This is a genomic window from Catellatospora sp. KI3 (assembly GCF_029948125.1).
In the GTDB taxonomy this organism is placed as follows: domain Bacteria; phylum Actinomycetota; class Actinomycetes; order Mycobacteriales; family Micromonosporaceae; genus Catellatospora.
In genome coordinates, this window is the sequence record NZ_JASAMB010000033.1 from 1 (window position 1) to 22,000 (window position 22,000).

General features: G+C 71.4%; 21 protein-coding genes. 14 read left to right on the plus strand and 7 right to left on the minus strand.

Going from position 1 to position 22,000, the window contains the following annotated elements:
* Positions 1 to 24: 24 nt before the first annotated feature.
* Positions 25 to 1,404: a GH1 family beta-glucosidase gene (locus QEZ54_RS33170; protein ID WP_281308762.1), complete on the plus strand. Its 1,380-nt coding sequence runs from the start codon at positions 25 to 27 to the stop codon at positions 1,402 to 1,404.
* Between the two features lie 213 nt (positions 1,405 to 1,617).
* A complete protein-coding gene (locus QEZ54_RS33175; protein ID WP_281308717.1) occupies positions 1,618 to 2,091 on the plus strand; it encodes a hypothetical protein in 474 nt (157 codons plus the stop codon).
* 54 nt (positions 2,092 to 2,145) lie between these two features.
* On the opposite strand, the gene QEZ54_RS33180 is transcribed toward QEZ54_RS33175, so the two are convergent.
* Entirely contained in the window at positions 2,146 to 2,361 is a 216-nt protein-coding gene (locus tag QEZ54_RS33180) for a hypothetical protein (protein WP_281308718.1), read from the minus strand.
* Positions 2,362 to 2,543: 182 nt separating this feature from the next.
* The gene (locus QEZ54_RS33185; protein ID WP_281308719.1) at positions 2,544 to 2,942 is read right to left on the minus strand and encodes a YchJ family protein; all 399 of its coding nucleotides are present in this window, start codon (positions 2,940 to 2,942) and stop codon (positions 2,544 to 2,546) included.
* An 80-nt stretch (positions 2,943 to 3,022) separates the two neighbouring features.
* Here QEZ54_RS33185 and QEZ54_RS33190 point away from each other — a divergent pair, with 80 nt between their 5' ends.
* Positions 3,023 to 3,955, plus strand: coding sequence for an aminoglycoside phosphotransferase family protein (locus QEZ54_RS33190; protein WP_281308720.1), 933 nt, complete (start codon positions 3,023 to 3,025; stop codon positions 3,953 to 3,955).
* Between the two features lie 9 nt (positions 3,956 to 3,964).
* On the plus strand, positions 3,965 to 4,429 hold the full coding sequence (locus QEZ54_RS33195) for a hypothetical protein (RefSeq protein WP_281308721.1): 465 nt from the start codon (positions 3,965 to 3,967) through the stop codon (positions 4,427 to 4,429).
* A gap of 85 nt (positions 4,430 to 4,514) precedes the next feature.
* On the opposite strand, the gene QEZ54_RS33200 is transcribed toward QEZ54_RS33195, so the two are convergent.
* On the minus strand, positions 4,515 to 5,000 hold the full coding sequence (locus QEZ54_RS33200; protein WP_281308722.1) for an FBP domain-containing protein: 486 nt from the start codon (positions 4,998 to 5,000) through the stop codon (positions 4,515 to 4,517).
* A gap of 67 nt (positions 5,001 to 5,067) precedes the next feature.
* Here QEZ54_RS33200 and QEZ54_RS33205 point away from each other — a divergent pair, with 67 nt between their 5' ends.
* Positions 5,068 to 5,406 carry a nuclear transport factor 2 family protein gene (locus tag QEZ54_RS33205; protein ID WP_281308723.1) on the plus strand — a complete coding sequence of 113 codons (339 nt, stop codon included), beginning with the start codon at positions 5,068 to 5,070 and terminating at the stop codon, positions 5,404 to 5,406.
* 78 nt (positions 5,407 to 5,484) lie between these two features.
* Here QEZ54_RS33205 and QEZ54_RS33210 read toward each other — a convergent pair whose 3' ends face one another.
* From QEZ54_RS33210 to QEZ54_RS33225, 4 genes are read right to left on the minus strand one after another with little or no spacing between them, the layout of a single operon-like run.
* Positions 5,485 to 6,783 carry a toxic anion resistance protein gene (locus QEZ54_RS33210; protein WP_281308724.1) on the minus strand — a complete coding sequence of 433 codons (1,299 nt, stop codon included), beginning with the start codon at positions 6,781 to 6,783 and terminating at the stop codon, positions 5,485 to 5,487.
* Between the two features lie 28 nt (positions 6,784 to 6,811).
* Complete coding sequence (locus QEZ54_RS33215; protein WP_281308725.1) at positions 6,812 to 7,951, minus strand: hypothetical protein; 1,140 nt, start codon at positions 7,949 to 7,951, stop codon at positions 6,812 to 6,814.
* Positions 7,952 to 7,969: 18 nt separating this feature from the next.
* Positions 7,970 to 8,563: a hypothetical protein gene (locus QEZ54_RS33220; RefSeq protein ID WP_281308726.1), complete on the minus strand. Its 594-nt coding sequence runs from the start codon at positions 8,561 to 8,563 to the stop codon at positions 7,970 to 7,972.
* A gap of 13 nt (positions 8,564 to 8,576) precedes the next feature.
* Entirely contained in the window at positions 8,577 to 10,214 is a 1,638-nt protein-coding gene (locus QEZ54_RS33225) for a vWA domain-containing protein (RefSeq protein WP_281308727.1), read from the minus strand.
* Positions 10,215 to 10,639: 425 nt separating this feature from the next.
* Between QEZ54_RS33225 and pstC the strand changes: the two genes are divergently transcribed.
* From pstC to QEZ54_RS33270, 9 genes are all read left to right on the plus strand, one after another.
* Positions 10,640 to 11,656, plus strand: coding sequence for a phosphate ABC transporter permease subunit PstC (pstC, locus tag QEZ54_RS33230; RefSeq protein WP_281308728.1), 1,017 nt, complete (start codon positions 10,640 to 10,642; stop codon positions 11,654 to 11,656).
* Between the two features lies 1 nt (position 11,657).
* Positions 11,658 to 12,710, plus strand: a complete 1,053-nt coding sequence (gene pstA / locus QEZ54_RS33235) for a phosphate ABC transporter permease PstA (protein WP_281308729.1) — start codon at positions 11,658 to 11,660, stop codon at positions 12,708 to 12,710.
* A complete protein-coding gene (gene pstS / locus QEZ54_RS33240) occupies positions 12,710 to 14,287 on the plus strand; it encodes a phosphate ABC transporter substrate-binding protein PstS (protein ID WP_281308730.1) in 1,578 nt (525 codons plus the stop codon). Before pstA ends, pstS begins: the two co-directional genes overlap by 1 nt.
* On the plus strand, positions 14,284 to 16,632 hold the full coding sequence (locus tag QEZ54_RS33245) for a hypothetical protein (protein ID WP_281308731.1): 2,349 nt from the start codon (positions 14,284 to 14,286) through the stop codon (positions 16,630 to 16,632). The genes pstS and QEZ54_RS33245 overlap by 4 nt, the downstream gene beginning before the upstream one ends.
* Before the next feature lie 105 nt (positions 16,633 to 16,737).
* On the plus strand, positions 16,738 to 17,739 hold the full coding sequence (locus tag QEZ54_RS33250) for a hypothetical protein (RefSeq protein WP_281308732.1): 1,002 nt from the start codon (positions 16,738 to 16,740) through the stop codon (positions 17,737 to 17,739).
* A 26-nt stretch (positions 17,740 to 17,765) separates the two neighbouring features.
* Positions 17,766 to 19,343, plus strand: a complete 1,578-nt coding sequence (locus QEZ54_RS33255) for an Ig-like domain repeat protein (RefSeq protein ID WP_281308733.1) — start codon at positions 17,766 to 17,768, stop codon at positions 19,341 to 19,343.
* 59 nt (positions 19,344 to 19,402) lie between these two features.
* Positions 19,403 to 20,455, plus strand: coding sequence for a DUF916 domain-containing protein (locus QEZ54_RS33260; protein ID WP_281308734.1), 1,053 nt, complete (start codon positions 19,403 to 19,405; stop codon positions 20,453 to 20,455).
* Positions 20,436 to 21,143 (plus strand): hypothetical protein, encoded by a 708-nt coding sequence (locus tag QEZ54_RS33265; RefSeq protein ID WP_281308735.1) that lies wholly within the window; start codon positions 20,436 to 20,438, stop codon positions 21,141 to 21,143. Before QEZ54_RS33260 ends, QEZ54_RS33265 begins: the two co-directional genes overlap by 20 nt.
* Complete coding sequence (locus tag QEZ54_RS33270; protein WP_281308763.1) at positions 21,143 to 21,997, plus strand: sortase; 855 nt, start codon at positions 21,143 to 21,145, stop codon at positions 21,995 to 21,997. Before QEZ54_RS33265 ends, QEZ54_RS33270 begins: the two co-directional genes overlap by 1 nt.
* Positions 21,998 to 22,000: the final 3 nt, after the last annotated feature.

The following is a 22,000-nucleotide window of genomic DNA, read 5'->3' on the forward strand; positions in this document are numbered from 1 at the left end:
GGGAGCGGTGAAGTCGTGACCACGGTGGCTCCGGACCAGGTCGGCGCCGCGCTGCGGTTCCCGCAGGGCTTCCGGTGGGGTGCGGCCACGGCCGCGTACCAGATCGAGGGGGCGGTGCAGGAGGACGGGCGCACGCCGTCGATCTGGGACACGTTCGCCCGTACCCCCGGGAAGGTCTTCCACGGGCACACGGGTGACGTGGCCTGCGACCACTACCACCGCTACCGCGACGACGTGGCGCTGATGGCGGGGCTGGGCGTCGGGACGTACCGCTTCTCGCTCGCCTGGCCGCGGATCAAGCCCGACGGCTCCGGCCCGGTAAACGGCCGCGGCCTGGACTTCTACGACCGCCTCGTCGACGAGCTGCTGGCCAAGGGCATCTCGCCGATGGCCACGCTCTACCACTGGGACCTGCCGCAGGTGCTGGAGGACCGGGGCGGCTGGACCAACCGCGACACCGCGTACTACTTCGCCGACCTGGCCGCGGCGGCGGTCGCGCGGCTCGGGGACCGGGTGGCCACGTGGACCACGCTGAACGAGCCGTGGTGCTCGGCCTTCCTCGGCTACGCCGCCGGGGTGCACGCGCCGGGCCGCGAAGACCCGACGGCCGCGTTCCAGGCGGTGCACCACCTGCTGCTCGGGCACGGGCTGGCGGTGCGGGCGCTGCGGGACGGGGGAGCGCGCGAGGTGTCGCTGACGCTGAACCTCGCCCGCGTACGCCCCGACGACCCCGCCGACCCGCACGACCTCGCGGCGGTGCACCTCATCGAGGGCCTGCACAACCGGCTGTGGCTCGACCCGGTGCTGCGCGGGGCGTACCCGGCCGACATGCTGGCCCTGTTCCGCCGCTTCGGCGCCGACCACGTCATCCGCCCCGGCGACGACGCGATCATCGCCGCGCCGATCGACTTCCTCGGCGTGAACTACTACCAGCCCGCGCGGGTACGCGCCGCGCTCGGCGTCGACGGCGGCCCGGCCAACCCCGGCACCGAGGGCGCCGAGTACGTGGCCCAGGACCTGCCCGTCACCGCGATGGACTGGCCGGTCGACCCGTCGTCCTTCTACGAGCTGCTGATGTGGCTGTCCGACGGCTACCCCGGCACCCCGATGATGATCACCGAGAACGGGGCGGCGTACGACGACGTCCTGGTCGGGGACCGGGTCGCCGACACCGACCGCGTCGGGTTCCTCGACGGGCACCTGCGCGCGGTGCACCAGGCCCTGGCCGAGGGCGCCGACGTGCGCGGATACCTGGCCTGGTCGCTGCTGGACAACTACGAGTGGGGCTACGGGTACGGCAAGCGCTTCGGCATCGTGCACGTGGACTACGACACCCAGCGCCGCACGCTGAAGGACAGCGCCCGCTGGTACGCCGCCGTCATCGGCCGCAACGGCCTGGACTGACGGGGTATGGGACTCACGTGGGGGAGGGGAGCGGCCCTCCCCCACGTGCTCATCACCCGGTCAGCGGAGGAACCCGGCGTCGAGGACCTTGACGTTCGTGGCGGAGCGGTCGAAGTCCGGCGTCTCCTGGCCGTCGTGCACCACGAGCAGGCCGCCCGGCCTTTCAACTTTCGAGAATGACAGGCATAATCGAAAGATGAAGGGTGGTCTGCGGTGACTGTGGAAGCGGAGAAGAGCGAGATTCTCGACCTGCTCGGACATGTCGAGGTGATCGAGGAGGTCGCGAACGACCTCGCCCCCGACGACCGGCGCCGGGAGCGGTTGCTCGACGCGGTGCGAGGTGTTCTAGGGCACTGTCGGCCGATCCGCGTTCCGATCGCGGCGGAGATGCTGAATCTCAGCGAACCGACGATCCGGGCCTGGGCCCGACAGGGTGTGTTCGAGGTCGTTCCTCTGTCGACCGTGACGACACTGGAGCCGGTCCGCTTCCATGATGTGCTGCACCTGGTCCAGGACCTGCGTGCCGCCGGGCAGACCAGCGGTCTGCTCGACACCGTGTGGCGGCGGCTCGAAGACGCCGCGCTGCTTGAACGCGAAGACCTTCGGGAAGGTCTGGACCAGGCGACATCGGGCGCAGGTCAAGAGTTGGGCGCCGACGAACTTGAGGCACGTTCGCGAAGAATGTGATACATCAGCTAGGTTGTCTAAGTGCCTCCGAGGACCTTCTATACCGATCGAGCGTTACAGCAGTTTGACGAGCTGCCCGCCGGTCAGCGGCGGGAAGTGGTCGAGTTCGCCCGGCAGCTGGATGCGCGCGGATGTGCGGCGCTCGGCTACCGCCTCACCGGCACCAAGCCACTCGATCACATCTGTGTGAAGCACCTCAGCCGTAATCTCCGCGTCGTCGTCATGTTCCGGCAGGATGGCCAGCCGTGCGTACTCCTGATCGGACCGCATGAGCAGAAGGACCCCGGGGTCGACGTGTACACGGCCCTGTATGAGCTGGCTGGCGTCCCCGTCCCGACCGGGGAGCGGACGAAGCCGCCGTGTTGCGGAGCGGACGGCATGCCGCCCGTGGATGGTGTCGCGGTGGACGAACTGGTTGAGCGGGCGGTGCGGGTGCGGCGGACGCGCGGACGTCAGAGCGGGCCGACGTAGAGCCAGTGGCCGTGCTCGCGGACGAAGGTGCTGTGTTCGCGCAGGACGCCGGGCTGGCCGCCGTCGACGTAGTGGGCGGCGAAGCGGACCCGGCCCTCGGTCTCGAACATGCTGCCGCCGGTGGTCTCCAGCACTTCCAGCCGGGTGTATCGCGGGCTGTCGGACAGGTCCAGGCGGCGCGGGCGGGTGCGCGGATGCCAGGTGCGCAGCAGGTATGCGGCGTCGCCGAGGGCGAAGGCCGAGTAGCGCGAGCGCATCAGCAGCTCGGCGGTGGGGGCCGGATCGGTGGAACCGTGCCAGCGGCCGCAGCACTCGGCGTACGGCGGGCCGTAGCCGCAGGGGCAGGGCTGGTCGGCGGAGTGCGGACGGTTGCGGGCCATGGCACCCATCGTGCCGCACCGGCTCGTACCAGCGGCAATCGGCTGGCGTGCGGCACCGCCCCCGTGCGAGCCTGGCGCTCGTGATCGAGCTTCCGGAGCGGGTGCTGCGTACCGCGCAGAGCAAGGGTGCCGAGGGTCGGCGCTGGCTCGACCGGCTGCCGGAGGACGTCGCGCACCTCTGCGCCACCTGGTCGCTGTCGCTGGGGGAGGTCCTGGACGGCGGGTCACTCGCCTTCGTCGCCCGGGTGCGGGCCGATGACGGCACGGACGCGGTGCTGAAGGTCTCGCCACCCGGACCCGACGTGGCAGCGCAGGCCGGCACACTGGCCGCGGCGGACGGACACGGTTATGCCCGGCTCTACGCACACGACCTGGACCGGGGCGCGATGCTGCTGGAGCCGTTGGGCGGGGCGCTGGCCAGGGCCGGGCTGCCGGTGGAGCGGGTGCTGGACGTGTCGGCGGCGGTCCTGACGCAGGCGTGGCGTACGCCGCGAGCCGAAGGGATGGCTGTGGCGCCGGGTGCGGACAAGGCCAGCGGGTTGATCGAGCTGATCACCGGGCTCTGGGTCGAACTCGACCGGCCGTGCTCGGCGGCGCTGGTCGAGCAGGCACTGGTGTACGCGCGCCGCCGCGCAGCCGCCTTCGACCCGGACCGGTCGGTGGTCTGCCACGGCGACCCGCACCCGGACAACGTGCTCGCCGTGCCGTCGCCCCGGGCCGGGGCGGAGTCCGGCTACGTACTGGTGGATCCGGACGGTTTCCTCGACGATCCGGCCTACGACCTGGGGGTCGTGGTCCGCGAGTGGAACGCCGAGGTGCTGTCCGCCCCGGATCCGCGCGGCCTGCTGCGGGGCTACTGCGCGCGGCTCGCGGCAGCGACCGGCATCGAGGCGCAGCGGATCTGGGAGTGGGGCTTCGTCGAGCGGGTCTCGTCGGGGCTGTACCTGATGCGGCACGGGCACGACGAATGCGGGCGGGAGTTCCTCGCCTCCGGTGAGCGGCTGCTGCTCTAGGCTGCCGGGATGGCGTCCGAGGAGCCGTACGTCCCGCCGGAGCAGGTGCTGGCCGCGACCTGTGCGGTCTGCCCGGCGCAGCTGCTGCGCTACGGCGCCTTCGACGTGGCGCCCCGTCCCGGCCCGCAGAGCTGCTACCAGCCGCGGCTGGGGTGGCGGGCCGACGTGGCGACGGGGGTGCCGACCTGCGTGCACCCGTACCGCGTGGGGTTGCCGCCGGGCGGCTACGCCTCGGCGGGCGAACCGCTGCCGCCGCAGCCGACCGTGCAGCTGCCCGACCCGGCCGCGCTGGTGCTGCCCGAGGACCCGACGCTGCTGGAGGCGTGGCTGATCGCGATGCTGCGCACCGCCCCGCCGGAGCGCATGGCGTACGCCCTCTTCCAGGCGGAGGCTACGGCCGCCGCCCGCTTCGAGCCGCAGGTCGTCGTGGCGGCCATGCGCCGGGTCATGTCCCACGAACTCGCGGGCCGCTAGGTTCGCACCCGGCAGTTTCGGGGGAACTGCCGGAAAGGCGGCCGAGATTCGTGCACTTTCCCCGAAACTGCACGCTCCGCGGCGCTCAGCCGCCCACCTTCGCGAGGAAGGCGGCAAGGTTCGTGGTGGCTCGGTCGATCTTCTCGGTGAGGGTGAGGGTCTCCTCGATGCGGCGGCCGGCGTCCTTCTTCCCGCGCAGGTAGAGCGAGCAGGCGAGGTCGGCGCAGAGGTAGAGGCCGGCTGAGTTGCCCTGTCGTCCGGCGGGTCCGGCCAGGCGCGCGGTCATCAGCGAGACGCCGTCGCGGTCATGTGAGGTCAGGCAGACCGAGCACACGCTGCGCCGCCCGAGCCCGGTCTGCTGGGACACGCGCAGGGCCACCCCGATCAGGCCGGTGGCGCCTGGGAACACCAGGTAGGCGCGGTCCTCGGCGGCGGGGTCGCGCCAGCCCAGGAAGTCGAGGTCGTCCCACGGCCGGGTGGCCAGATCCTTCGGCACGGCCATGCGCTGGGCCTCGCCCTTGGTGCAGTTGACGAAGCACGCGCGGATGGCGGGAACGGTGATCGGCTCCATGAGCCCTACCCTAGATTCGCGGGCAAACGATTATCTGCGCACGTCAACCGCTTGAGGGGCAGGAATGATGGACGCGCTCGGACTGATGGACGCCTTCAATGCGGCGTGGAACGGCCACGACATCGAGGCGGCACTGGACCTGTGTACGCACGACGTCGTGTTCGAGAGCACGGACCCGGCGCCCGACGGGCGGCGGTTCGAGGGCCGCGACGAGGTACGCGAGGCCTGGCTTCCGGTGTTCCTGCAGTTGGCGGGGCGGTTCGACGTCGAGGAGCTGACCGCCTCCGGTGACCTGGTGGTGCAGCGCTGGCGCTACGACTGGGGCACCGGCCACGTGCGCGGCGTGGACGTCATCCGGGTGCGCGACGGCCTGGTCGCCGAGAAGTTGTCCTACGTGAAGGGCTGAATCCCGGTTCGAGTTGCCGGGCAATCGGGGGAAAGCGGGTTCAAGATACGCCCGATTGCCCGGCAACTTGACCAGGGGTTAGGGGCGGGGGACCAGGGCCGGGGCCTGCTCCAGGACCGAGGCGGGCAGGGCCGGGGCGGCGGGCAGCTCCAGCGGTTTGCCGGCGCGGGTGACCAGGTCGACGACGTTGCGGCTGAGCTGCTGCGAGCTGGCCGACATCGACTCCTGCGCGGTGACGATCGCCGAGACCACCTCGGCGCGGGCCTGCTGGCCGAAGCGCACCGCGTCCTCGATGCCCTTGGCCTGGGCGTCGATCGAGGCGGCGACCTCCAGGATGGTCTCCGGGCGGATCGTCGGGGTCTGGATGAGCCGGGCGATCTGCGGCACGGCGGTGCCGGCGGCGTGGGCGTACGCCGACAGCACCTCGTTGGCGCCGTCGGCCACCGCCTGCTGCATCGCGGCGGCCTGGTTGGCCTGCAGCAGCAGCCCCCACTGCGCGATGGTCAGCTTCATCGTCGGGATGGTCAGGTTGACCAGCAGCGCGAGGCGCTGGCCGAGGCCGTAGTGCAGCGAGCGGATGTTGCGCACCTGCGGCGAGGTCGACCAGGCGACGAACAGCCGCTGCTGGTACTCGTTGATGCGCACCTCGATGGCCTGGATGAACTCGGTCACCCGGGCCAGGCGCTCCTCCTTATCCCGCTTGTCGAGGTCGTTCGGGCCGATCTGGATCGACTTCGCCTCGGCCAGGGCCAGGTCGCGGACCTGCTCCATGACGGCGATGACGCCGACGAGCTGGCCGATCGCGGCCTCGTTGGCCTTGTACAGCTCGTCGCAGAGCACCACGTTGCGCTTGAGCTGCTGCTGCTTCTCCACCAGGGTGCCGGCGATGCGGTCGAGCTGCTGCTCGACCGAGCGGGCCTCCTCGAACAGCATCTCGACCAGGTCGCGCCCCTTGCGGAAGATGCCCTTGACCGCGTCCATGAACTTGTCGAACGTCTCGCGGACCTTCGGGTCGGACGGGTCGTACCTGCGCCGGAAGTCGCGCATCCGGTCGTTGATCTCGTGCATGATCTGGGTCAGCTCGGGGATCTTGACCGGGCCGACCTCGCGGAAGATGCGCTGCACCTGCGTGTTGACCTGGTCGATCGCGCCGTTGCCGAAGTTGGCCAGCTTGTCGGTGTCGGCCAGCATCTGCGGGTAGGTCTGCCGGGCCAGGGCCAGCGCCTGCTCGCGCTGGGCCGGGGTGAGCAGGTCGGCGCAGACCAGCTGGCGCGGGTCGCCCGCCTGGGCGACGGCTGCCAGGGCCCGGTCGGCGCTGCCGGTCGGCTCCGGCGAGGCGCCGGTGATGGTGCCGAAGTCGATCTGAAGCTCGGTCATCGGTATCTCTTCCTCGGGTTTCCCTCGTTCACGAGCACTTGGATTCGCTCACGCAGGCGAGCAGCGCCAGCGTGACCTCGGCGTTGGGCGGCTGGGTGGTGCGGATGTTCTCGGCCAGCGGCAGCTTCGGGAAGTCCGCCACCTTGCTCACACCGAGCTGGACGGAGCGGAAGCCGTACTTGCGCCAGGCGATGCCCTGGAGCTGCGGGTCCTTCATGGCGTCCTGGAAGCGGATCGCGTTGTCGTTCAGCGCCAGGATCGGGTGGTCGCTGTAGATGGTCGGCTCGGGGTACAGCACCCGTACGTTCGTGAGCACGCTCGCGCTGTCGACGCCCGGCTGTGCCATGAGCTGGATCAGCTGGTTCTCGTAACCGGCGTACAGCGGGGAGTGGAATTCGGCGCCCTGGGTGAGCCACTGCTGGAACCCGGTGTCGGAGCCCGCCGCCTGCAGGCCCTGGGCGTCGTAGACGGCGCGTACCGTGCCCAGCACCTTCCTGGCCTGGGCCAGGCTCGGGGCCTCGAACGCGTTGTCGGTGGCGATGATGTTGAGCTGGAGCTGGGCCATGGTGAAGCCGCTGTTGGACTTGGCGGCGTCGGTGCTGGACACCGCGATCGGCCCGCGCAGCTTCGTCGCGCCCAGCGACTCCCAGGTCGTGCGCTTGAGCACGTGGTCCAGCAGCAGCTTCTTCATGTCGACGATGAAGTAGCGGTTGTCGCGCTGGGTGACGATGCCCGCCTTGATCAGCGCGTCGGTGCCCTGCGGCCCGGCGTAGACCACTTCCGGGGACTGGAGCAGGTTCTCGGCCCGGTACTGCGGGTAGGCGCCCGGGTGCAGCTTCTCGAAGACGTTCTGCGCGCTGGCGCTGGACGGCCACAGGCAGTCGGCCTTCTTCTTGGCCAGCTCGTCGGCGGACAGCTGGACCTGGTCGTACGACCCGAGCGGGTTGAAGACGACGGTCAGCCCGTACCGGTCCTTGAGCAGCTGGCGGACCTCGGGGTCGGCCATCAGCTCCTTCTTCTCCGAGCCGCCCAGGCAGGTGACGGTGATCGGCTGGGCGGTGGTGGTCGTGCCCGGGTCGTCCTTGCCGCGCTGGGTCAGCACGTACGCGGTGGCCACGCAGACCACCAGGACCAGGACGAGCCCGATGAGGAATCGGGGGCTCGGCATTCTCACTTCGGTGCTCTCCTATCCCAGCTGGGGAAGCTTCGGCGGGGCGACGGTCGCCAGGTTCGCCTGGTACTGCGCGAGGTCGCCCTGGTTGACCAGGCGCAGGCTGTCGATGGTGAAGTCGGTGAACCGCTGCACCGCGGCCTCGCCGCCGGCCAGCAGCGCCGCCGGGTCGTGGTAGAAGGTCGGGTTGCGCTGGATGTCGAGGTACTGAGTGACCACGCCGAGCAGGCTCTGCAGGTGCGCCCCGAGCGCGCTGGCGCTGGAGAACAGGGTGGTCGGCGCGGTCGCCTTCACCCTGGTCAGCAGCTCGGGCACGTGGTCGGCGGACTGCTGGAGCAGGTGGCGCACCGTGGGCGAGTGCACGTCCTTGCTCAGCTTGCGCAGCCTGCGGGCGGTCTCGACGGCCGCCTCGACCTTGGCGTCGGCGTCGTCGGCGTACTCGTCGTCGCGGATCTGGGCGGCGGTGCGGCCGTCGAGCATCAGGTAGACGCCGAGCGCGGCCGCCGCCGCGAGCAGCGGCGACCACAGCAGGCTGCTGGTGGCGGCGAACAGGGCGCCGAACACCGCGACCGCGGTGACCAGGGCCAGGGGAGTGGCGAGCTTGCGCATCACGGCCTGCCCGTCACTTGTATCCGGCCGCGGTGCGCAGCGCCGTGACCAGGTCGTTCTGCTGCACGAACGCGCCGCCGGTGGCGGTGGCGACCTCCTTGAGCTGGCCCGGGTCGGCGTCGTCGCCGAACGCGATCGCGATGACGGGCACCTTCGCGGCGGTCAGCGCGGCGACGGCGGTGTCATGGCTGTCGGTGTTGGACATGCCGTCAGACATGACCACCACCAGGCGCTTGCGGTCGGTGGCGGTGCCGGTCAGCGCCTGGGCGGCGCGGATGAGGCAGCCGTACATGTCGGTGCCGCCGCCCGCCTCGTGCCGCACGATCGACTCGGTGAGGCCGTGCAGCTTGGCCGGGTCGCTGCCGGCGACGGTCCACGGGCCCGCGGCGATGCCGCTGTTGAAGACGGTGACCGTGGTGGTGTCGTCGGGGTGGGTCTGCAGCAGGTTCAGGGCGGCCTGGTCGGCGTCGAAGATCTGGTGCGCGGCGTCGCGTACGCCGGTCCAGCCCGCGTTGTCGTTCATCGAGCCGCTGCCGTCGAGGCAGTAGTAGATGTCGGCGGGCTTGCGGTAGTGGGTCTGGTACCGGTCCAGGGCGGACTGGATGACCGCGACCGACGGGTACGCGATGCCCTGCTCCTTGAGGTTGGCCTGGATGCCCCAGTCGGGGTTGAACACCGACAGGTCAGGGCTGTCCAGCGTGAGGCCGATGCTGGTGGCCGGGCGGCGGCCCAGCGCCAGCAGCTTCGCCTTGGCGTCGGCGTCGGTGAGCAGGTAGTTCTGCAGTTCGCCGAAGGCGGCCCGCTTGGCCGGGTCGGCGTCGTTGCCGTGCGGCAGGAAGCCCAGCGGGGCGTCGCTGATGGCCAGGGCGCCGTGCGGGTAGACCGCGTACAGCGGCTCCTTGCCGGCCTTGACCAGCTCCTGGTTCTTCTCGATGACCAGGTCCTCGTAGGTGAAGACGGTGCGGCAGTCGTTCGGCCGGGCGATGCAGTCGTTCATCAGGGTGCCCGAGGAGGGCGGGGTGGCGTCCATGGCCCGGATGAACCGCGTGATGCCCGCGTCGACCTTGTCCGAGTCGAGCTGCTGCTGGGTGAGCGGCTGGCCGGGGCCGTTGCCCGCGAAGTGGTTGAGGAAGCCGAACAGCACGGTCGCGCCGGAGTTCGACTGGGTGGGGTTGGTCACCCAGACCGTGGTGCGCCCGGACTCGACGGCCGCCAGGATGTCGGCCACGGCCACGTCGGGCTTGCCGACGAAGCCGAGCTGCTGCATCTGGGTCTTCCAGCCCGCGTACACGATCGGGGTGAGGAACATCGGCTTGACGTCCTGGAGCACCGCGGCCCGGTCGCCGATCTGCGAGAAGACCGAGCTGGCGAACCAGTACGCGTCGTAGCCGGTGTCGCCGCCCGCGAGCAGCCGGGCCTGGTCCACCGAGCCCTTGAGGGTGAACCGGCAGTCGTAGCCCTTGGCCTTGCACCACGGTGCGACGACCGTGTCGAGGACCTTCTGCTGCTCCGAACCGGCCACGATGGACAGCGACTTCGGGTCGCCGCTGTAGGTCGCCGACCCCTTCGGCGGATCGGCGGAGTCGTCGCATCCCGCCGTCACCAGCAGGGCGACGGCCATCACCACCGCCGAGAGCACCCTGACACGCACGACGTCTCCTTCAGTTGATCGTCACTTTCGTTGGACGATCTCTTGGTATCAGGCCGCTACCAGGGCAAACAGGCGAAGGAGAGGTAAACGAAGGATGAACTGTGCCCGGATAATCCGATGTGGTGTGAGACGGATGGCGAGTCGGGTCAACCGATCGGCTATCGTCGGCTGGCGGACATACGACCCGCGCAACGGCTCGTCCCGTGCTGTACAGGCTGGCGGCAATAGCCGCTATTGCCGAGCAGGCGCGGTTGTGGACACTGATGGCCGTCGTCACCGGGATTCGGTGCCACTGTGTGACATGCCCGTTACCGAGTCATGTCACATGCGCGCTTCGTTTCGAGTTCACGCAACCCGGGCCACGCGGCAAGGTGATTTGGATTCCCTCTATCCGGACTTGATTTCTCTGGTTCGGAGGTGGCGGGGTGACCGCGAGCACGCAGGTGCGGCCGACTGCGCCCGACGTCGCCGAGCAGCGGCGCGAACTGGCGCTGCCCGGTGGTGCGGACCGGGTGTTCCGGCTGGTCCTGCGCTCGATGGGCGCCGTCGTGCTGGCCATCATGGCCGTGGTGGGTCTGTTCCTGGCGGTACGGGCCGGACTGGCGCTGCGCAAGGCCGGTGGTGATTTCCTCACCACCGAGGCGTGGGAGCCCGACGACGAGAACTTCGGCGTCGCGGCGGTGCTGATCGGCACGGTCCTGATCGCGCTGGTGGCGATCAGCCTGGCGGTGCCGCTGGCCACAGGCATGGCGCTCTACATCTCCGAGTACGCCACCGGCTGGCGCAAGCGGCTGCTGGTGACTCTGGTGGATCTGATGGCCGCCGTGCCCAGCGTCGTGTACGGGCTGTGGGGCGTGAACTTCCTCCAGCCGCACGTGGTCGGCCTTTCGCGCTGGCTGGCGACGTACGGGTCGTGGATTCCACTGCTGGAGGTGGACGGGTACGACCCGGGCGATCCGCTGTCGCCGCAGACGGTCTTCACCTCGTCCACGTTCATCGCGGGCATCGTGGTCGCGCTGATGGTGACCCCGATCATCTCCTCGATCATGCGCGAGGTGTTCTCGCAGGCGCCGGTGGGCGAGCGCGAGGGCGCGTACGCGCTGGGCGGCACCCGGTGGGGCATGATCCGTACGGTGGTGCTGCCGTTCGGCCGGGGCGGCATGATCGGCGGCACGATGCTCGGCCTGGGCCGGGCCATGGGCGAGACCATCGCCATCTACATGATCATCTCGCCGGTCTTCGTGATCCAGCCGCACATCCTGGAGAACGGCGCCAGCTCGATCTCCTCGCTCATCGCGCTCAAGTACGGCGCCGCCGGCAAGGTCGGCATCTCCGCCCTGATGGCCGCGGGCCTCACCCTGTTCGTGGTGACCCTGGCGGTCAACTTCGGCGCCTCGATGATCATCGCCCGCAGCCGCTCCGGCGCCCAGAGCGAGGTGTGAGATGAGCCTTCCCGCCGAGGTCCGCCGCGACACCCGGGCCGGTCGCGCCCGCGACCGCATCGCCGAGACCGCCAGCCTGGCCGCGGCGGTCGGCCTCACCTGGATCGTGTTCGCCTGGATCGCCCCGTTCGACGGCCCGATCGGCTTCGTGGTGCTGGGCTACGTGCTGTTCCTGGCCCTGTACGCGACGCTGGTCTCGCTGGACGAGCGCGGCCCGGCCGTGCGCGACCGGCTCGCCGCCGTCGCCATCCGGGGCCTGGCCTACCTGGTGGTGGGCACGCTCGTCGGCATCGTCGGCTACACCATCTGGTCCGGCCTGCGGTCGCTGCTGCACCTGAACTTCTTCACCCAGGACCTGGCCGTGACGCAGCAGCTCGACCCGCTCAGCGTCGGCGGCATCCTGCACGCGGTCGTCGGCACATTGGAGCAGATCGCCATGGCCCTGGCCGTGGTGCTGCCGCTGGGCGTGGTCTGCGCGGTGTTCCTGACCGAGACGCGCGGAGCGTTCACCCGCTTCGTGCGCACCGTGGTCGAGGCGATGACCGCGCTGCCCTCGATCGTGGCGGGCCTGTTCGTGTACGCCTCGCTGATCCTCACCGTCGGCGTGCCCAGCTCCGGCTTCGCGGCCTCGATGGCGATCAGCGTGATGATGCTGCCGATCATCATCCGGGCCGCCGACGTGGTGCTGCGGGTGGTGCCCGGGTCGCTGCGCGAGGCGTCGCTGGCGCTGGGCGCGTCGTCGTGGCGTACCACGTGGCACGTGGTGCTGCCCACGGCCCGGTCCGGCCTGGCCACCGCGGTGATCCTCGGCACCGCGCGCGGCCTGGGCGAGACCTCGCCGGTGCTCATCACCGCGGGATTCACCACCAACCTGGCGCTCAACCCGTTCGACGGGCCGCAGGTGTCGCTGCCGCTGGTCACGTTCAACCTGATCCGCTCGCCGTACGAGGGCATGGTCACCCGGGGGTACGGGGCGGCGGCGGTGCTGATGGTCGTGGTGGTGGTGCTGTTCGTCATCGGACGGCTCGTGGGCCGTACGCGGAAGGGGAAGTGATGGCACGCATCCGACGCGGGTTCGCGGCCGGGCTGGCGCTGCTGCTCGGCGTGCTGCTGCCGGCGGCGCCCGCGCACGCGGTGGTGTACGTCCCGATCAGCGGGGCGGGCTCGTCCTGGAGCGGCCCGGCCGTCTACCAGTGGGCCAGCAACGTCAAGCAGTACGGCATGACGGTCAGCTACGCCGACACCGGCTCCTCCGACGGCCGCAACCGGTTCAAGAGCGGCGTGGTCGACTACGCGGTCTCCGAGATCCCGTACGGCCTGACCGACGGCGGGGTGGTCGACTACCCGCCGACCACGAAGTTCTCGTACATGCCGATCGTCGCGGGCGGCACCTCGCTGATGTACAACCTGAGGATCGGCAACAACCGGGTGACCAACCTGCGCCTGTCCGGCGAGGTCATCGCGAAGATATTCACCGGCGTGATCACGAACTGGTCCGACCCGGCCATCAGGGCCGACAACCCGCGGCTCAACCTGCCGGCCCGCGAGATCGTGCCGGTGGTGCGCTCGGACGGCTCCGGCACCTCGGCCCAGTTCACGATGTGGCTGTCCAAGAAGTACCCGAACCTGTGGAACGACTACTGCCGCAAGGCCGGGCGGACCACCCCGTGCGGCTTCACGTCCAACTACCCGGTCGTGGCGGGCATGGGGTTCACCGCCCAGTCCGGTTCCAACGGCGTGGCGGGCTACGTCAAGCAGGACGGCAACGTCGGCACCATCACCTACGTCGAGTACTCGTACGCGGTGAACCTGAACTTCCCGGTCGCCAAGGTGCGCAACAGCAAGGACTACTACGTCGAGCCCACCGCCAGCAGCGTGGCGGTCGCCCTGGTCGACGCGCAGATCAACAGCGACCTGACCCAGAAGCTCGACGCCGTGTACGACTCCACCGACAAGCGCGCCTACCCGCTGTCCAGCTACAGCTACATGATCATCCCGGTGGACCAGGTGTCCGGCTCGTTCAGCCTGGACAAGGGCCGCACGCTGGCCGCCTTCGCCTACTACTTCCTGTGCGAGGGCCAGCAGCAGGCCGAGTCGCTCGGCTACTCGCCGCTGCCGGTCAACCTGGTCAAGGCCGGCAAGGCGCAGGTCGACCGGATCCCGGGCGCGGTGCCCAAGGCGATCGACGGCCGCAGCTGCAACAACCCGACCCTGTCGCCCGACGGCTCCAACGCGCTGGCGAACAAGGCGCCGCAGCCCAAGGAGTGCGACTTCAAGGGCAACGACATGTGTGCCTCCGGCACCGGCGGCGCGCGGTACAACACGCCGCTGCTGGCCGCCCCGACCGGCAGCGCCACCACCAGCCCCGGCGCGTCGGCCAGCCCCGGCACTAACACCGGCACCGGTACGGGCACGGGCACCGGCACCGTGGTCGACCCCGACACCGGCCAGGTGATCGGGACCGGCGGCGGCGCCAGCGGCGGCGACGTCACCGCCACCACCGTGGACCTGGTCGCCCAGGACCGCTCCACCCGCCGCACCATGCTGCTGCTGGCCGCCGCGACCCTGGTCGCCCTGGTGCTGCTGCCGCCGCTGCTGGCCCGGACCCTGCGCAACCGGAGGCGGCTGTGAAGCTCCGACTGACCCTGGCCGCCCTGGCCATCCTCGCGGGCCTGGGGCTGGCCGTGGCCCCGTCCCCGGTCGACGCACCGGCCGCCGCCGACGAGGCGGGCTCGGCGGTGACCGTCACCGGCACCGGCCGGTGGGCGAACCTGTCCGTCACCGTCGACACCACCGAGGCGCTGGTCAACCAGACCGTGCACCTGACCTGGACCGGCGGCGCCCCGACCACGCCCGACTACGGCCGCTTCGACACGAACTTCCTGCAGATCATGCAGTGCTGGGGTGACGAGGCGACCCCGCAGCGGGAGAAGTGCCAGTTCGGCGGATTGTACACCGACACCCGCGGCGGCAGCTTCGCCAACTCGCGGCAGGTCGACTACGGCAGCACCCTCGTCGACCCGGAGGAGGTGTACGCGGTCCCGACCAAGCGGTTCGTGCCGTTCCGGTCCGCGACCGGGGCGCCGGAGGTGATCGGGTCGCGCAACGAGTTCTTCGACGCCAACACCACCAACGAGATCCCGTACGCCCGGATCCGGCCCGACGGCACCGGCGAGGCGTTCTTCGAGGTGCAGACGGTGACCGAGGCGCCGGGTCTGGGCTGCGGCGAGGTCCCCGACGGCGGCGGCGACCCGCGCGCCTGCTGGCTGGTGATCGTGCCGCGCGCCGACGCCGAGGTGGACGGCACGTCCGCCGCGAGCCAGCCCGACCACCGGCTGGTCTCCTCGGCGCTGAGCGCGTCCAACTTCGCCCACGCCCTGTCGGTGCGGCTGACGTTCCAGCCGGTCGGCACCGCGTGCACCATCGGCGTCAACGAGCGGCGCATGGTCGGCCACGAGCCGCTGCGCGAGGCGGTCAACCGCTGGCAGCGCTCGCTGTGCACGCCCACCACGGTCTTCGGCTACTCGCAGGTCTCCGACGACACCGCCCGCCGCCAGGTCGTCTCCGCCGATCCGGGCATGGTCTTCGCGGGCCGGGCCGTCGACCCCGACACCGTGGACACGACCCGGCCGCTGGTCTACGCGCCGGTCGCCGTCTCCGGTGTGGTCGTCGCGTTCAACGTGGAGCGGTCGGCCAACCCGGTCGGCGACCCGCAGCAGCGGCTGCGCGACGGCGAGCGCATCACCGACCTCAAGCTCACCCCGCGGCTGGTGGCGAAGCTGCTGACGCAGTCGTACCGGTTCGGGGCGTTCTTCGCCGAGCAGGAGCTGGCGGGCAACCCGCCGGACATGACCGAGGACGAGGAGTTCCTGCTGCTCAACCCGGAACTCCGGCAGGACTCGTTCCTCACCGCGCTGCCTGACGCGCTGATGCCGCTCATCCCCACCGACGCGGCGGGGGTGCTGTGGGCGTGGATCAACGGCGACGCCCAGGCCCGCGCGTTCCTGGACGGCACGCCCGACGAGCACGGGATGGTCGTCAACCCGCACTACAAGGAGCTCGTCCTGCCGCGCTACGACTTCCCGAAGCAGGACCCGTTCTGCGACGCCGGGCAGCCGGGCACCCCGTGCACCCAGGACGCCCACCCGTACTCGACCGACTTCCACGACGGGGCGCGGGCCGCCGGTCGCGGCGACACCCTGGCCCGCTACTACGACACCACCAGCGACCCGGTGGCTTGGAAGAAGATCCCGCCGCAGCTCGGCGGCCTGCGGGCGGTGCTGACGGTGACCGACAGCGCCAGCGCGGCCCGCTACGGGCTGCCGGTGGCCAAGCTGCGCAACGCGGCCGGGCAGTTCGTCGCACCCACCGCGCAGTCGCTGCTGGCCGGGGTCGCCTCGATGATCCCGACCGCGGTGCCGAACGTGGTGTCGCCCAACCCGAACAGCACCGACGCCGCGGCGTACCCGCTGACGACCGTGTCCTTCGCCGCGACCGCCCCGAAGGCGCTGACCAAGGCCGCGGGCCGTGACTACGCGACGTTCCTGCGCTACGCGGTCGGCGACGGGCAGCTGCCCGGCGTGGGCGCGGGCCAGCTGCCGGAGGGTTACGCGCCGCTGCCTGACGCGATGCGCACGGCGACCCGCACGGCGGCGGCGAAGATCGAGAAGGACGCGGGCACCGGTACGGTCGCCTCGCCGTCGCCCACCCGCCGCAGCCCGTCGCCGTCGCACACCCCGGCGGGCACCGGCAGCGGCTCCGGCACCGGGTCCGGCCAGTCGGCCGCCCCGCTGCCGTCACCGAGCCGCACCGACGTGGGCCTGGCGCCGCTGAGCGCCACACCCGCGCAGCCCACCGGGTTCACCGGCCGCTACGCGCTGGCGGCCCTGCTGATCCTCGGCGGACTGGCGGGGGCCGTCGGCCCCCTGCTGGCCCGCCGGCCGAAGGCCCGGCCCACCGAAGGGGGTGCCGGCTGAGGTCTTAGGCGCTGCGACCAGGAGCGGCAACTCCCGATCGCAGCTGGGGAAAGAACGAACCGGACAAAAGTCCGGTGCGATCCACCGTCGCAAAGGATACCCGCAGTGCAGAAGAAGGCGCTTCTCGCGCTCACTGGAGCGGGGGTGGCCGTCATGCTCATGCTGGCGTCCGCACCGGCTCAGGCGGACCCGACGGGTACGCCCACCTACCGAGCCCTGGTCGGCGTCGGCTCCGACACCACCCAGGGCGTCATGAACGGCCTCTCCGAGGTCGTCGTCTCCACCGACGGCAACGCGACCAAGCTGATCGGCTCGTACGACGCCGTTCCGCAGGGTTCGACCATCACCACCAAGGACCCGGCCTCCGGCGCCGCCTGCACCCTCACCCGCCCCAGCGGGTCGGGCGCCGGCGTCACCGCGCTCGTCAACTCGATCGCGGCCGGTAACGGGTGCATCCAGTTCGCGCGTTCGTCGAGCAACAACTCGGCGAGCTACGCGGGCAAGAACCTGACCTACATCCCGTTCGCCACGGACGTGGTCGCCTACGCGGTGCGCTCGGACAGCACCATCTCCAAGAAGCTGACCAAGGCTCAGCTCACCGCGATCTACAACTGTGCCGGTGGGGCCAACTACAAGCCGCTGTTGCCGCAGTTCGGCTCGGGCACCCGCTCGTACTTCCTCGGCCAGCTCGGCTTCACCGACGCTGCCAACTTCACGTCGACCCCGAACCACACGTGCATCGTGCAGGTGGACGCCACCGGCACGCCGATCGAGGAGAACGTCGGCACCCTGCTGACGGACCCCAAGCACATCGTCCCCTACTCGGTCGGTCCGTACCTGTCGCAGATCAACGCGGTGGTGCCGGACGTGCACGGCAAGGCGATCCTCGGCCAGATCGACGGCATCGCCCCGCTCGTGAGCAACGTGGGCTCGACCCTGGTCCGCACCGTCTACAACGTGGTGCCGACCGCGCAGCTCGGCGACCCGGTCTACGCGAACGTCTTCGTGGGCCCGACGTCGCAGATCTGCACCAACTCCGCGGTCATCGTCAAGTACGGCTTCGGCCTGAACACGAACTGCGGCAACACCTCCCTGACCACTCCGTGACCCCTGCGCGAAAGGAGAACAGCAACATGATCACCAACAAGCTCCTGCGTCCGGTGGGTGTCGGCGTGGTCGCCGTCACCGCCCTCGCGGGCATCCTGATCGGTACGCCGGCGTTCGCCGCCGTACCGGTCGGCACGCTCGGCACCGTCGCCGTCATCCCGGCGAGCGGCTCCGACGTGACCGCCCCGAAGGTGCACACCTCGGCTGGTTGCCCCGCCTCGGCGGACGGCTACTACGCCTCGGTCTACGGTCCGGGCGCGTTCGCGGCCGGTGCCGTGGTGACCAGCACCACCGACGTCGGCTTCTCGACCTCGAGCGGCTTCGACGTGCAGATCGGCAACAGCGCGAAGGACGTGGCCACCGACCTCGGCACCACCGTGGTCGCGGGCCAGTACGCCTACGAGGTCTCCTGCATCGACCAGTTCAGCGGGGACGTCAAGGGCACCTTCGCGGGCTCGTTCTGGTTCACCAGCGCCACGGCGTACCAGAGCACGGACCCCAACGCCCCGGTGTCGACGACCACGTCACTCGGCATCGCCCCGGCCGCGCCGGTCGTCCAGGGCACCACGGTGACCCTTACCGCGACCGTCACCCCGGCCGCGGCGACGGGCACGGTGCAGTTCCTCGACGGTGCCACCCCGCTGGGCGGCCCCGTCACCGTGAGCGGCGGCGTCGCGTCGCTGTCCACGGCGGCGCTGACCACGGGCACGCACGCGCTGAAGGCGGCGTTCACGCCGTCGGCGGCGCCGTACACCGCGTCGGAGTCGGGTGTGTCGTCGTACCAGGTCACCGCCCCGGTGGCGACCGTGACGACGACCGCGCTGGCGGTCACCCCGAGCGGGACCGTCACGCAGTACAGCCCCGTGTCGCTGAGCGCGACCGTCACTCCCGCCGGTGCGGTGGGCGCGGTCCAGTTCCTCGACGGCGGGGTCGCCCTCGGCGCGCCGGTGGCGGTCAGCGGCGGAACCGCGTCGCTGAGCAGCAGCAACCTGGCCGTGGGCGCCCACTCGCTGAGCGCCCGCTTCGTGCCCGCCAACCCGGTGAACTACGCCGGGTCGGAGTCGGACGCGATCGCCCTCGCGGTGACCGCGTTCGCCGGTGTCTCCACCAGCGAGAACATCTCGACCACGGTGGAGCCCGGCGCGCTGGTCATCAGCGTCGCGAACAGCAACGTCACGCTGCCCACTCCGCAGCTGACGCCGGACGCGACCAAGCTGACCACCGCGGGCAGCCTCAACCCCATCACCGTCACGGACACCCGGGCCGGGAACGTGGGTTGGAACGTCGCGGGCCAGGTCTCGGACTTCAGCGACGGGACCGCGCACTCGATCAACGGTGCCAACCTCGGTTGGTCGCCGAAGGTCATCGACAAGTTCGCCGTCCAGACGATCACGGCCGGTCCGTCGATCGCCCCGGCGAACGCCATCGCTGTCGGGGCCTCGGCTCCGGCGGGCGTCGGTCTGGCGACGAGCCGGACGCTGGCGACCGCGGCGGCGCTGGGCGGTGTCGGCACCGCGCACCTGGGTGCCGACGTGTCGCTGTACGTGCCGACCTCGACCGTGGCGGGCACCTACTCCGCCACGCTCACCCTCACCGCCATCTGATGGCAGGGGCGGGCGGGGCCACCGGCCCCGCCCGCTCCATCGCAGAACGGACCCCCGCGATGAGACCCCTCGCCCGCCTGCTCGCCGTGGCGCTGCTGGCCGTGGCGCCCGCCCTGGGCGCGCCCGCCGCGGCGGCGCCGCGCACCGCGCCCGGCGCATCGGTGCCCGCCACCGGCCCGGCCACGTTCGGCATCCAGCCCGGCAGCCCCACCGGCCCGGACAGCCGGGCCCAGTTCCTCTACAGCGCCACCAAGGGCGCCGTGGTCAAGGACCAGGTCCTGGTCACCAACTACGGCACCGCGCCGCTGACCCTCAACGTGTACGCCAGCGACGCGTTCAACACCGCCGAGGGCGGGTTCGACCTGCTCGCCGCGGCCAGGCAGCCCGTCGACGTGGGTGCCTGGCTGAAGCTGAACGCCACCGCGGTGACCATCCCCGCGCGCGGGCGCACCGTCCTGCCGTTCACGCTGACCCTGCCGGCCAACGTGACCCCCGGCGACCACGTCGGCGGCATCGTCGCCTCGCTGACCACCACGCAGACCGACGCCGGCGGCAACAAGGTCGCCGTCGAGCAGCGCGTGGGCGTACGCGTCTACCTGCGGGTGGCGGGGCTGCTGCGGGCCACCCTGTCGGTGGACTACCTGCACGGCGAGTTCCAGCCCGCGGGCGCGACCCGGGGCGGCATCGCGCACATCACGTACACGGTGCGCAACACCGGCAACGTCCGGCTGACCGGGCACCAGCAGCTGAGCGTCGGCTCGCCGCTGTGGGCCGACATCACCGTGCCCAGCCTGCCCGACCTGCCCGAGCTGCTGCCCGGCGCGACGCTGCAGCGCACCGTCGCCGTCGCCGACGCGCCGCCGGTCGGCTGGCTGGACGCGACGCTGCGGGTCGACCCGCAGGCCGTCGGCACGGACCTGAACCCGCCGACCGTCTCGGTGGTCCGGCACACCACGTTCTGGGCGTTCACCTGGGTCACCTGGGTCGGACTCGCACTGGTGCTGCTCGTCCTGGTGATCTGCGGACTGGCGATCTTCTTCGCGGTACGGCGCCGCCGCCGCGAGCCCGAGCAGCGGACGGGAGGCCGGTTCCGTGCGACCGTCGCCGCGTAACCTGCTGGCGCCGCTGGTGCTGGCGCTGACCCTGCTCTGGCCGGGCACCCCGGCGTACGCCGAGCGGCTGGGCGGGCTGGTCGTCCACCCCGGCGCCAGCCTCGACACCGCCTCGATCAAGGTGGTCACCTCGCGGGGCTGCCCCAGCGCCGCCGACGGCTTCTACGTGAAGGTGCGCGGGCACGGCTTCCCGGCCTCCGGGCTGGTCGCGGTGGCCACCACCGACGCGGGCCTGTCGCACACCGACGGGTTCGCCGCGTACTTCGCGCTGACCATGATGGACTTCGCGGCCGACCACCACACCGCGCTGGCGGGGACCTACGACATCACGCTGTCCTGTATCGACCAGTTCACGCAGGAGAGCAAGGGCGAGTTCACCGGCTCGATCCGCTTCAGCAGCCCCACGAAGTACCAGGCGCTGGGCGCGGCCATGCCGCCGAGCCCGTCGGCCGCCCTCGCCGCCTCGGCCTCGCCCAGCGCGGCCCTGGTCGCACCCGGTCCATCCGCAGGCGACCCGGCGGTCGCCGAGGGGGCGCTGTCCCCGGCCTCGGCCGCCCGCGACCGGCCGAAGCGGGCCGGCGGCGCGTGGGTGATCTGGCTGGTGTGCACCGCGGCCGCCGTCGGCCTGGCCTGGGGCTGGCAGCGCCGCCGCGCCTGGCTCGACGCCGGACCGAGGCGGTCGAAGTGATGCCGGGGCGGGCGCCGCTGCGGGTGCTGTACGGGCAGGTCCTCACCCTGATCGCCGTGGTGCTGCTCGGCACGGCGGTGGCGCTGGTGGTGCTCGGCGCGGTGCGGCACCAGCGTACGCAGACCGTGGCCGAGGGGCAGCTGCGCCTGTCCCTGGCCGAGGGCACCGCGCCGGTGAGCCAGCTCGACCCGGGCGGCGCTCCGCTGGCGCCGGGCACCCCGGTCGCGCTGCTGGCCATCCCCAGCATCGACCTGCGCGAGGTCGTCTTCGAGGGGACGGCGGGCCAGGTGCTGGCCGAGGGCCCCGGGCACCGGCGCGACACGGTGCTGCCCGGCCAGGCCGGGGTCAGCGTCCTGATGGGACGCCGCGCCGGGTACGGCGGCCCGTTCGGGCGGGTGCCGGACCTGCGCGTCGACGACGAGATCACCGTCACGACCGGGCAGGGCGTGCACCGGTACGCCGTCACCGGCGTACGCCACGCCGGTGATCCGCAGCCCGAGGCGCCCGAACCCGGCACCGGCACGCTCATCCTGACCACCGCCGACGGCCTGCCGTTCCTGCCCGACGACGTGGTGCGCGTCGACGCGAAGCTGACCACGCCGGTCATGCCGACCCCGGCCCGCGCGTTCGGGGTGGCCCAGCTGCCCGCGGGCGAGCTGGCCATGGGCGAGGGCGACGACGTGGTGCCGCTCATCTTCTGGCTGCAGCTGCTCATCGCCCTGGGCTGCGGCGTGGTGTACGTGCGCGCGCGCCTGGGCGCCTGGCACGCCTGGATCGTCGGCGTGCCGACGCTGGCGACCGCCGGGCTCGGCGCGGCCGACGCCGCCCTGCGGCTGCTGCCCAACCTGCTCTGACGA

Coding starts and splice junctions, on each gene's coding strand:
- QEZ54_RS33180 (WP_281308718.1), bottom strand. CDS start 2,361: ATGCGGTCCGATCAGGAGTACGCACGGCTGGCCATCCTGCCGGAACAT.
- QEZ54_RS33185 (WP_281308719.1), bottom strand. CDS start 2,942: ATGGCCCGCAACCGTCCGCACTCCGCCGACCAGCCCTGCCCCTGCGGC.
- QEZ54_RS33195 (WP_281308721.1), top strand. CDS start 3,965: ATGGCGTCCGAGGAGCCGTACGTCCCGCCGGAGCAGGTGCTGGCCGCG.
- QEZ54_RS33200 (WP_281308722.1), bottom strand. CDS start 5,000: ATGGAGCCGATCACCGTTCCCGCCATCCGCGCGTGCTTCGTCAACTGC.
- QEZ54_RS33205 (WP_281308723.1), top strand. CDS start 5,068: ATGGACGCGCTCGGACTGATGGACGCCTTCAATGCGGCGTGGAACGGC.
- QEZ54_RS33210 (WP_281308724.1), bottom strand. CDS start 6,783: ATGACCGAGCTTCAGATCGACTTCGGCACCATCACCGGCGCCTCGCCG.
- QEZ54_RS33215 (WP_281308725.1), bottom strand. CDS start 7,951: ATGCCGAGCCCCCGATTCCTCATCGGGCTCGTCCTGGTCCTGGTGGTC.
- QEZ54_RS33220 (WP_281308726.1), bottom strand. CDS start 8,563: ATGCGCAAGCTCGCCACTCCCCTGGCCCTGGTCACCGCGGTCGCGGTG.
- pstA (WP_281308729.1), top strand. CDS start 11,658: ATGAGCCTTCCCGCCGAGGTCCGCCGCGACACCCGGGCCGGTCGCGCC.
- pstS (WP_281308730.1), top strand. CDS start 12,710: ATGGCACGCATCCGACGCGGGTTCGCGGCCGGGCTGGCGCTGCTGCTC.
- QEZ54_RS33255 (WP_281308733.1), top strand. CDS start 17,766: ATGATCACCAACAAGCTCCTGCGTCCGGTGGGTGTCGGCGTGGTCGCC.
- QEZ54_RS33260 (WP_281308734.1), top strand. CDS start 19,403: ATGAGACCCCTCGCCCGCCTGCTCGCCGTGGCGCTGCTGGCCGTGGCG.
- QEZ54_RS33270 (WP_281308763.1), top strand. CDS start 21,143: ATGCCGGGGCGGGCGCCGCTGCGGGTGCTGTACGGGCAGGTCCTCACC.